At 64.7% G+C, this 9,997-nt stretch carries 9 protein-coding genes; 7 read left to right on the top strand and 2 right to left on the bottom strand.

Annotated elements, in window-relative coordinates; all coding sequences use genetic code 11:
• The first annotated feature begins 411 nt into the window (after positions 1–411).
• Together GPA21_RS16800 and GPA21_RS16795 are read left to right on the top strand one after the other, a co-directional pair.
• Complete coding sequence (locus tag GPA21_RS16800) at positions 412–744, top strand: transcriptional regulator (protein WP_168989268.1); 333 nt, start codon at positions 412–414, stop codon at positions 742–744.
• The gene (locus tag GPA21_RS16795) at positions 734–1,015 is read left to right on the top strand and encodes a helix-turn-helix domain-containing protein (RefSeq protein ID WP_168989267.1); all 282 of its coding nucleotides are present in this window, start codon (positions 734–736) and stop codon (positions 1,013–1,015) included. Before GPA21_RS16800 ends, GPA21_RS16795 begins: the two co-directional genes overlap by 11 nt.
• A 237-nt stretch (positions 1,016–1,252) precedes the next feature.
• On the opposite strand, the gene GPA21_RS16790 is transcribed toward GPA21_RS16795, so the two are convergent.
• Positions 1,253–2,683 (bottom strand): short-chain fatty acyl-CoA regulator family protein, encoded by a 1,431-nt coding sequence (locus GPA21_RS16790; protein WP_339379792.1) that lies wholly within the window; start codon positions 2,681–2,683, stop codon positions 1,253–1,255.
• Positions 2,684–2,864: 181 nt separating this feature from the next.
• On the opposite strand from GPA21_RS16790, the gene GPA21_RS16785 reads away from it, so the two are divergent.
• The 5 genes from GPA21_RS16785 to mmsB are packed head-to-tail and all read left to right on the top strand — an operon-like array spanning position 2,865 to position 8,433.
• Entirely contained in the window at positions 2,865–4,376 is a 1,512-nt protein-coding gene (locus tag GPA21_RS16785) for a CoA-acylating methylmalonate-semialdehyde dehydrogenase (RefSeq protein ID WP_168989265.1), read from the top strand.
• 19 nt (positions 4,377–4,395) lie between these two features.
• Positions 4,396–5,556, top strand: a complete 1,161-nt coding sequence (locus GPA21_RS16780) for an acyl-CoA dehydrogenase family protein (RefSeq protein ID WP_168989264.1) — start codon at positions 4,396–4,398, stop codon at positions 5,554–5,556.
• On the top strand, positions 5,553–6,341 hold the full coding sequence (locus GPA21_RS16775) for an enoyl-CoA hydratase (RefSeq protein ID WP_168989263.1): 789 nt from the start codon (positions 5,553–5,555) through the stop codon (positions 6,339–6,341). The genes GPA21_RS16780 and GPA21_RS16775 overlap by 4 nt, the downstream gene beginning before the upstream one ends.
• Positions 6,342–6,352: 11 nt before the next feature.
• The gene (locus GPA21_RS16770; protein ID WP_168989262.1) at positions 6,353–7,483 is read left to right on the top strand and encodes an enoyl-CoA hydratase/isomerase family protein; all 1,131 of its coding nucleotides are present in this window, start codon (positions 6,353–6,355) and stop codon (positions 7,481–7,483) included.
• Between the two features lie 41 nt (positions 7,484–7,524).
• Positions 7,525–8,433 carry a 3-hydroxyisobutyrate dehydrogenase gene (gene mmsB, locus GPA21_RS16765; RefSeq protein ID WP_168989261.1) on the top strand — a complete coding sequence of 303 codons (909 nt, stop codon included), beginning with the start codon at positions 7,525–7,527 and terminating at the stop codon, positions 8,431–8,433.
• Positions 8,434–8,502: 69 nt separating this feature from the next.
• Here mmsB and GPA21_RS16760 read toward each other — a convergent pair.
• Positions 8,503–9,997 (bottom strand): OsmC domain/YcaO domain-containing protein (locus GPA21_RS16760; protein WP_168989260.1); only part of this gene is annotated, 1,495 nt, incomplete at its 5' end.

Here is a 9,997-nt window from a genome sequence, read left to right as displayed (position 1 = left end):
GAAGGAATGCGAACGTGCCTGCACGTTCGTCGATTCATCGCCCCCGGTTTTGGTGTAGTTTGGAACGACCCGATTCAGTCTGCTCCTGACGTTCAGACGGGAAAGCCTTACGGCCGCTGATGGCCGGCAGTGAGAGTTGCCGGACTTCGCTGACAGCGGACCTTGGCCTGCTGGCGCGCGTAGCGCATGTCAGCTTCTTGGCACGGCTTCGTGCTCACGCTCACGGCCATCAGAAGACGTTGCGGACGCGATGTTTCCTCCAACGCGAACGACATGTAACCGCTCAGGACTGACCGTTTAACTGTCATCGGCCATGGACAAGTACTTGGTCTGCGCCGATGGTCCGTTTGCACGGCTGCTGCTTCCTACCTACCTGGGAATCCATGTCCGGTCCTTGCGAAAACTCCGTCAATGCCGTATATTGAGCGAGTGAGGACAGTTGCTGAAACCGCTATCTTTCGACGTTATGCCAGCGAAGTCTGGTCGGAAGTCGAGCGCGTCGAGTTCATCAACTGGATCGCTGCCAATCCAGAGGCCGGTGATGTCATCCGGGGAAGTGGTGGCTGCCGTAAGGTCCGCTGGTCATCTGCCGGGCAAGGAAAACGCGGCGGCGCCAGGGTCATCTACTTCAACGCGAACACCGAAACAATTTGGCTCTTGATCGTCTACAAGAAGGCCAAGTTCGACAATCTCCCCACGGCCTTCTTGGCAGAGTTGAAACAAGGAGTCGAAGATGCCCTCTGAGATCGAAAAGTTCCAGCAGGATCTGCTTGAATCCGTCAAGCAAATGAAACGCGGCGAGGCCGCGCACGCCACGCGTGTCGAGTTGTCCGAAGCTGCTGAGGCTCGCGCAAAGATGGGCTTGTCTCAACAAGCCTTTGCGGACCTTCTGGGCGTGTCCGCCCGAACGTTACAGGAGTGGGAGCAAGGTCGTCGCTCGCCCACGGGTGCTGCCAAGACGCTGCTCCGTGTTGCCGTAGCTCACCCCGAGGTCTTGCAAGAATTGCGCGTTTAGCTCAATGCCTGTCGGATAATTACAAAGCTCGATACGGGTGGCAGCTTGATGATCTGCATGCTGTCGTAGGGCTTGGGAATGTCATGAGGCGGCTGTGGGTCGGTAGCTCCAGTTCGCAGGATGGAGAAGCTGTCGTTCGCCGTCGCCTGACCGTCGAACGGCAGGCGACCGACACATAGCGCCCTGACTGCACCCGTCAAGCACCGGCAGCTCAGGCCGATCAGCTGCCCCCACCCCTTACAGCGCGTCGCTCTCAAACCGGTAGGACACCAGCGATTCGACATCGACACCCGTGCTCAACGGCCGGCCGGCGGGTGGGAAGGCGCGCTGGACGCAGTCGTTGCGGGGGCAGACGCGGCAGCCAGGGCCAATCAGTGCGACGTCGCGTGGTGCCGCGAGGTCGTGGCCGTCGGCATAGACGAGTTGCTGCGCGTGAGAGAGATCGCAGCCCAGGCCGACGGCGAACAACTTGCGCGGTGCGCGGAAGGCGCCGCCGCCGCGTGAGATGGTGCGCGCAATGCCGAAGAAGCGCGTGCCGTCGGGCATTTCCGCAAGCTGGGTGAGTATCTTGCCGGGGCGGGTGAAGGCTTCGTGCACATGCCATAGCGGGCAGGCGCCGCCGTGGCGGGCGAAGTGAAAGGCGGTGGCGCTCTGGCGCTTGGAGATGTTGCCGGCCTGGTCCACCCGCACCAGGTAAAACGGCACGCCGCGCGCGCCGCTCCTTTGCAGCGTTGACAGGCGATGGCAGACGGTCTCGAAGCCCACGGCGAAGCGCCGCTGCAGGCTTTCCAGGTCGTAGCGGCTTGCGTTTGCAGCGGCGAGGAAGTCACCGTAGGGCAGGAGCACCGCACCGGCAAAATAGTGTGCCAGGCCCTGGCGGGCGAGTCCGCTGCATTGCTCGTCGTCGAGACCGGCTGCGGCGATTTCGGCGTCGATCATCTCCCGGTGTTCGATCAATGCCCACTGGGTCGCTAACTGAAAGGCCTGCTGTGCGTCCGAGAGCCCGGCGGCAATCTCCAACTGCATTCGACGCGGGTTGAAGCGGCGCAGTATGCCTTCGGCCCCCGCATCGATAACGCGTACTGCGACGCGCTGGCGTTCGAGCAGGGCTGCGCGCAACACCGCGCTGCGTTCGCCGGGGCGCAAGCCGAGTTCGGTGGCGAGTGCCTCGGCGGCGACATCGAGCGCATCGATGTAGTTATTGCGGCGGTTGAAGTAATCGCGCACCGCCTCGTGCGGCAGCACCGCGAGTGGGGTGGCGAGCTGGTCGCCGTAGACGCGATCGAGCAACTGCGCGTATTCCTCCTGCAGCCGGTGATGGCGCTCGGCCAGGTTGACCAGTGCGCTCGCCGCCTCCGGTGTCTGCTCGACGATGCGGGCAAGTTGTGCCGGGGCAATGTTCTCGCCGATCAGCTCGCGGTCACGGCACAGCGCCATCAGTTCGCCGAGCAGGCGCTTGTCCTGCTCCTCGGAGAATTCTGCGATGTCGCAGTCGAACACCTCGACGAGCTTCAGCAGCACCGCGGCGGTGACCGGGCGCTGATTGTTCTCCAACTGGCAGACATAGCTCAGCGAAATGCCCAGTCGACTGGCCATCGCGCCCTGGTTCAACCCGGCCTGCTCCCGCAAGCGGCGCAGGCGGGCGCCTATGAAAAGCTTGCGACTCACGCGGTCCCCTCCGACCATTCACAAAATTAACAAAATCGCGCTTTGTCTTGCGAATTGATTCGCAAGGTTTCGCTGTTACATCAATAGCTTACTGATGATTTGTGAATGTGTAAATACGATCTGACATGACGGCGCGAACAGGCGTGCCGACTCATAGCCGCCAACGAGGAGGAGAACTCATATGACTCAAGCGTCCCATACTGTGCCCACTGTCAAGTTGCTGATCAACGGCGAATTCGTCGAATCGCGTACCAGCGAATGGCGCGACGTAGTCAACCCGGCTACCCAGGAAGTGTTGGCGCGCGTGCCGATGGCGACCGCGGAAGAATTGAACGCCGCCGTCGCCGCGGCCAAGCGTGCGTTTGAAAGCTGGAAGAAGACACCCATCGGCGCCCGCGCACGCATCTTCCTCAAATACCAGCAGTTGATCCGCGAGAACATGAAGGAGGTCGCAGCGATCCTCACCGCGGAGCAGGGCAAGACGCTGCCTGACGCCGAGGGCGACGTCTTCCGCGGGCTCGAAGTGGTCGAGCACGCGGCCAACATCGGCACACTGCAACTCGGCGGGCTGGCCAACAACGTGGCCAGCGGTGTCGACACCTACACCCTGCTGCAGCCGATCGGCGTGTGTGCGGGCATCACGCCGTTCAACTTTCCGGCGATGATCCCGTTGTGGATGTTCCCGATGGCAATTGCCTGCGGCAACACCTTTGTGCTCAAGCCTTCGGAGCAGGACCCGATGTCCACGATGAAGCTGGTGGAGCTTGCGGTCGAGGCCGGGATTCCGCCCGGCGTGCTCAACGTGGTGCATGGCGCGGTCGACGTGGTCAACGGCATTTGCGACCATCCGGACATCAAGGCGGTGTCCTTCGTGGGCTCCACCCGCGTCGGCACGCATGTGTACAACCGTGCCAGCCTAGCCGGCAAGCGCGCGCAGTGCATGATGGGCGCCAAGAACCACGTTGTGGTGCTGCCCGACGCGCACAAGGAGCAGACCCTCAACGCACTGGCGGGCGCCGGCTTCGGCGCTGCCGGTCAGCGTTGCATGGCGTCGTCGGTGGTGGTGTTCGTCGGCGAGTCGGCGCGGTGGCTGCCGGAACTGGTCGGGCGCGCCCGTGCGCTCAAGGTCAACGCCGGACACGAGCCGGGGGCCGATCTCGGGCCGGTGATCTCGCCTTCCGCAAAGGCGCGCATCCTCGAACTGATCGAGTCGGGCGTGGAAGAGGGTGCGACCCTCGAACTGGACGGCCGCACCCCGGATGTCGCTGGCTATCCCCGCGGCAATTTCATCGCGCCGACGCTGTTCTCGGGGGTCAGGCCCGGCATGCGCATTTACGACGAGGAGATCTTCGGGCCGGTGCTGTGCACGATGGCGGTCGACACTCTCGACGATGCGATCGCGCTGATCAATGCCAACCCCAATGGCAACGGCACCGGCGTGTTCACCCAGTCCGGCGCGGCGGCACGCAAGTTCCAGGAAGAGATCGACGTTGGCCAGGTGGGCATCAACGTGCCCATTCCGGTGCCTGTGCCGTTGTTCTCCTTCACCGGTTCGCGCGGGTCCAAGCTGGGGGACCTGGGGCCCTACGGCCAGCAGGTGATCCTGTTCTACACCCAGACCAAGACCGTTACCGCGCGCTGGTTCGACGACGACGTGGTGGCCCCGGTCAACACCACGATCAGCCTCAAGTAAGACCTGACGGAGCATCGCCATGGACTTCGAACTTTCCGAAGACCAGCGCGCCTTCCGCGACACCGCGCGCGAATTCGCCCAACGCGAGTTCGCGCCCCACGCGGCGCGCTGGGACGCCGAAGCCGAGTTTCCGCGCGAAGCCCTGCGCCATGCGGGGGAACTCGGTTTCTGCGGGCTCTACGCACTGGAGGCTTACGGTGGCCTGGGCCTGCCGCGGCTGGACGCCAGCATCGTGTTCGAGGAGCTCGCCGCCGCCTGCCCGTCGACCACCGCCTATCTCACCATCCACAACATGGCGACCTGGATGGTCACCCGCTTTGCGCAACCGGCGGTGGCCGCCGAGTGGGGCGCTAGACTGGCCTCCGGCGAATGGCTGGCGTCGTACTGCCTGACTGAGCCGGGTGCAGGCTCGGACGCCGCTGCGCTCACTACCCGCGCCAGGCGCCAAGGTGAAGACTACGTGCTCGACGGCACCAAGGCATTCATCTCCGGCGCCGGCGCCACAGATGCGCTGGTGGTCATGGCACGCACAGGTGAGGCGGGACATAAGGGCATCTCGGCCTTCCTGGTGGCGGCCGACAGCCCGGGCATCGCGTACGGTAAGAAGGAGCACAAGATGGGCTGGAACAGCCAGCCCACGCGCAGCATCGCCTTCGACGCCGTGCGCGTACCGGCCAGCCAGCGCCTGGGCGCGGAGGGCGAAGGCTTCGCCATCGCGATGAAGGGGCTCGATGGCGGGCGCATCAACATCGCCACCTGCTCGGTCGGCGCCGCACAAGGGGCGCTGAACGCTGCGCTTGCCTATGTGCACGAGCGTCGCCAGTTCGGCCGTCCGCTGGCGGACTTCCAGGCCCTGCAGTTCAAGCTTGCCGACATGGCTACCGAACTGGTCGCGGCGCGCCAGATGGTGCGCCTGGCCGCCAGCCGGCTGGACGCCGAAGCCGACGACGCCACGCTGTATTGCGCCATGGCAAAACGCCTGGCCACCGATCTGGGTTTTGCGATCTGCAACGAGGCGCTGCAAATCCATGGCGGCTACGGCTACATCCGCGAATACCCGCTGGAACGCTACCTGCGCGATGCGCGGGTGCACCAGATCCTCGAAGGCACCAACGAAATCATGCGCGTGATCATCGCTCGCCGCGTGCTCGCGCAAATCCACCCGGAGACTCTCCAATGAGCAAACACAGCTACCCCGGCCTCGAACTCGAAAAGCGCGGCCACATCGCCATCCTCACCCTGGCCAACCCACCGGCCAATACCTGGACGCAGGACAGCCTCGCCGCGCTGGTCGAGGTGGTCGAGGCGCTCAACGCCGATCGCGAGATCTACAGCCTGGTGGTGACCGGCCAGGGCGAGAAGTTTTTCTCGGCCGGTGCCGACCTCAAGGTTTTCGCCGACGGTGACAAGGCGGTAGCGTCGGCCATGGCGCACCACTTTGGCCGCGCCTTCGAGGCCCTGGCGGCGTTTCGCGGCGTGTCCATTGCGGCGATCAACGGCTATGCGATGGGGGGCGGGCTGGAATGCGCACTGGCCTGCGACTTGCGCGTGGCCGAGGAACAGGCCGTGCTCGCCCTGCCCGAAGCTGCCGTAGGCCTGCTGCCCTGCGCTGGCGGTACCCAGTGGCTGTCGTGGATGGTCGGTGAAGGCTGGGCCAAGCGCCTGATCCTGTGCGGCGAGCGGCTCGATGCCGCCACCGCACTGCGCATCCGCCTTGTCGAAGAGGTTACCGAGCGCGGCGAAGCACTCAAGCGCGCGCTGGAGATCGCCCAGGGTGTAGAACGCCAGAGCCCCACCAGCGTCGCCGCCTGCAAGCGCATGATCCAGGCCGCGCGCCACATGCCGCCGGGCGAAGCGCTGGCGAGCGAGCGTGCCGCATTCGTCAAGCTGTTCGACACCGCCGACCAGCGTGAGGGCGTCACCGCCTTCCTCGAAAAACGTGCGCCGATGTGGCGCAACGCTTGAGGAGCAGCGCCATGGATGATTGCGTGATCCTGCGCGAATTCGCCACCGCCTGCGGGCGGCGCTTCGGCCACGCCACGCTGAACGCACCCAAGAGCCTCAACGCCTTGTCGCTGGCGATGATCGACCGCCTTGCCCTGCAGCTCGATGCCTGGGCGGCCGACCCTACCATCGTCGGGGTGCTCCTCGACGGCAGCGGCGACAGGGCTTTCTGCGCTGGCGGCGACGTCGCCGCGCTCTACCATGCGATCCAGGCCGCAGCACCCGGCGAGGCGCCAGCGGAGGCGAAGGCCTTCTTCGAGCGTGAATACCGCCTGGACTACCGCATCCACACCTACCCCAAGCCCATCGTGTGCTGGGGCCACGGAATCGTCATGGGCGGCGGCATCGGCCTGCTCGCCGGCGCCTCGCACCGCGTGGTTACACCAACCACCCGCATGGCCATGCCGGAAATCAGCATCGGTCTGTACCCGGACGTCGGCGGAAGCTGGTTCCTGCGCCGCATGCCGGGGCGCACCGGTCTGTTCCTTGCGCTCTCCGGCGCGCCGCTCAACGCTGCGGATGCACGCTTTGCCGGCCTGGCCGACTTCATTGTTGCCGACGATGAACGTGAGCGCTTGACCGCATTGATTGCCGATACCCGCTGGGACGCGCCGGTCAACGACGCCAGCCCGGCCAACCACGCCCGCCTTGGCGCGCTGCTCGACCGCCTGGGTGCGACATGCGCGGTGCCCGCTTCGCCGCTGCGCAAGCACTTCGACTGCATCGAGGCCGTGATTGGCCACGACGGGCTGGCGGACATCTCCCGCCGGCTGACCGCGCTCGCCGAAGACGCCGACCCTTGGCTGGCGAGCGCCGGCAAGACCTTTGTGCGCGGCGCACCCAGCTCGGCGCAACTGTCCTGGGTCTTGTGGCAACGCACTCGCCATCTCTCGCTGGCCGACGTATTCCGCACCGAGTACCACGCCTCGGTCGCCTGCACCGCCCATGGCGACTTCGCCGAAGGCGTGCGCGCCCTGCTCATCGACAAGGACCGCAAGCCGCGCTGGCAATACGCCAGCCTGGCCGAAACGCCGGAGGGCGTCATCGAAGACCACTTCAGACCTCGCTACCACGGCCCGCATCCCCTGTCCGACCTTGTTTGAAGCTGCCAGAGACCACATTTCGAACCAAAGGAGTTTCCCGCATGACCGACAAATCCATCGCCTTCATCGGCCTCGGCAACATGGGTGGCCCGATGGCCATCAACCTCGTCAAGGCTGGCTTTCGCGTACAGGCCTTCGACCTCGACGCCAGCGCTTGCGATCGTGTGACCGAACAGGGCGCACACGTTGCCGATTCTGCCCGTGCTGCGGTCGAAGGCGCGGAGATCGTCATCAGCATGCTGCCGGCAAGCCGCCACGTCGAAGCCCTTTACCTGGGCAGTGACACCGCCCCAGGCCTGTTCGACGGCCTGCCCGTCGGCATCCTGGTCATCGATTGCAGCACCATCGCTCCCGCCAGCGCGCAAAAGCTCGCCGCCGCGGGCAAGCTGCACAGCCTGGAGGTGCTCGATGCGCCGGTCTCCGGTGGTACTGCCGGCGCTGCCGCCGGTACGCTGACCTTCATGGTCGGCGGGGAGAATGATGCTCTCGGCCGAGCCCGGACCGTCCTCGAAAGCATGGGCAAGAACATCTTCCACGCCGGTGATGCCGGAGCCGGCCAGGCAGCCAAGCTGTGCAACAACATGTTGCTCGCCATCCTGATGATCGGCACCAGCGAGGCACTCAACCTCGGCCAGTCCCTCGGCCTCGATCCCACTGTGCTCGCCGGCATCATGAAGGTCAGCTCGGGCGGCAACTGGGTGCTGGAGAAGTACAACCCGGTGCCTGGGGTCATGGAAGGCGTACCGGCCTCGCGTGGCTACAGCGGCGGTTTCGGCACCGACCTCATGTTGAAGGACCTCGGCTTGGCCCTCGAGGCCGCCATCGCCACCCGCGCGCCAGTGCCGCTGGGGGGACTGGCCGAATCGATCTATGCCGCCCACAGCGCGGCGGGTAAGGGTGGGCTGGATTTCTCCAGTGTGATCGGACTGTTGGAGCGAAGGGGGAGTTGAGCTACGGGCATTGCTGTTTCGGGCGTTTTGAAGGCGGTGCCGCCCGTTCCGAGGCGCCCGATAACTGTGTCAGTTCATGTAGGCCCTGGCCCGTGCCTTGTGTAGCTTGCGGTGGCTGTCGATCAGGCGCTGGTGCCTGTCCAGCCCTTCCAGCTTCATGCTCGTCGGCGTCAGGCCGAAGAAGCGCACGCTGCCGTCCAGCGAGCCCAACACCGCATCCATGCGCGGGTTGCCGAACATGCGGCGGAAGTTGGACTCGTAGTCGGCCAGTTCCAGTTCGTCGTCCAGCAGCACCTCCAGCACGACGTTGAGGGCTTGATAGAACAGCCCGCGCTCGACGGTGTTCTCGTTGTACTGCAGGAAGGTCTCCACCCGTTCCTTGGCGGCTTCGAACTGGCGCAGGGCGAGGTGGATGAGCAGCTTCAGTTCCAGGCTGGTGAGCTGGCCCCACATGGTGTTCTCGTCGAACTCGATGCCGATCAGGGTGATGATGTCGGTGTAGTCATCAAGTTCGCTGTCTTCGAGCCGTGCCAGCAGGGCCGCGAGGGCCGCGTTGTCGAGTCGGTGCAGGTTGAGGATGTCGGTGCGGAACTGCAGCGCCTTGTTGGTGTTGTCCCAGATCAGGTCTTCGACCGGATAGATCTCGGAATAGCCGGGTACGAGGACGCGGCAGGCGATGGCGCCGAGCTGGTCGTACACAGCCATGTACACGTCCTTGCCCATGTCTTCGAGGATGCCGAACAGAGTGGCGGCCTCGTCGGCGTTGGAGTTTTCGCCGTGGCCGGAGAAATCCCACTCGACGAATTCGTGATCGGCCCTGGCGCTGAAGAAGCGCCACGATACGACGCCGCTGGAATCGATGAAGTGTTCGACGAAGTTGTTCGGCTCGGTTACTGCATTGCTTTCGAAGGTGGGCTGGGGCAGGTCGTTGAGGCCTTCGAAGCTGCGCCCCTGCAGCAGTTCGGTGAGGCTGCGTTCCAGCGCCACCTCAAGGCTCGGGTGCGCGCCGAAGGAGGCGAAGACGCCGCCAGTGCGCGGGTTCATCAGCGTTACGCACATCACCGGATACACGCCGCCGAGCGAGGCGTCCTTTACCAGCACCGGAAAGCCCTGCTGCTCCAGCGCCTCGATGCCGGCGACGATGCCTGGGTACTTTGCCAGCACTTCGGGCGGTACGTCGGGCAGGGCGAGCTCGTGTTCCAGAATCTCGCGCTTCACCGCGCGCTCGAAGATTTCCGACAGGCACTGTACCTGCGCTTCGGCCAGCGTATTGCCGGCGCTCATACCATTGCTCAGATAGAGGTTGTCGATCAGGTTGGAGGGGAAATACACCACCGCGCCGTCCGACTGGCGCACATAGGGCAGCGCGCAGATGCCGCGTTCGGTGTTGCCGGAGTTGGTGTCGTAGAGGTGCGAGGCGCGCAATTCGCCGTCGGGGTTGTAGATCTCCAGCGTGTAGTCGTCGAGCAGGCCCTTGGGCAACGCGTCCTTCTTGCCGGGCTTGAACCAACGCTCATCCGGGTAATGCACGAAGGGGGCGCTGGCGATGTCCTCGCCCCAGAAC

Source organism: Azoarcus taiwanensis (assembly GCF_012910885.1).
Classification (GTDB): domain Bacteria; phylum Pseudomonadota; class Gammaproteobacteria; order Burkholderiales; family Rhodocyclaceae; genus Azoarcus_F; species Azoarcus_F taiwanensis.
Note: the sequence above shows the minus strand (reverse complement) of the source record. Positions and strands in the feature narration are given on the sequence as shown.

What these genes read in the sequence shown, in the direction of transcription:
- GPA21_RS16775 (WP_168989263.1), top strand. Translation starts at nt 5,553, where the DNA reads ATGAGCAAACACAGCTACCCCGGCCTCGAACTCGAAAAGCGCGGCCAC.
- GPA21_RS16795 (WP_168989267.1), top strand. Translation starts at nt 734, where the DNA reads ATGCCCTCTGAGATCGAAAAGTTCCAGCAGGATCTGCTTGAATCCGTC.
- mmsB (WP_168989261.1), top strand. Translation starts at nt 7,525, where the DNA reads ATGACCGACAAATCCATCGCCTTCATCGGCCTCGGCAACATGGGTGGC.
- GPA21_RS16785 (WP_168989265.1), top strand. Translation starts at nt 2,865, where the DNA reads ATGACTCAAGCGTCCCATACTGTGCCCACTGTCAAGTTGCTGATCAAC.
- GPA21_RS16770 (WP_168989262.1), top strand. Translation starts at nt 6,353, where the DNA reads ATGGATGATTGCGTGATCCTGCGCGAATTCGCCACCGCCTGCGGGCGG.
- GPA21_RS16780 (WP_168989264.1), top strand. Translation starts at nt 4,396, where the DNA reads ATGGACTTCGAACTTTCCGAAGACCAGCGCGCCTTCCGCGACACCGCG.
- GPA21_RS16800 (WP_168989268.1), top strand. Translation starts at nt 412, where the DNA reads ATGCCGTATATTGAGCGAGTGAGGACAGTTGCTGAAACCGCTATCTTT.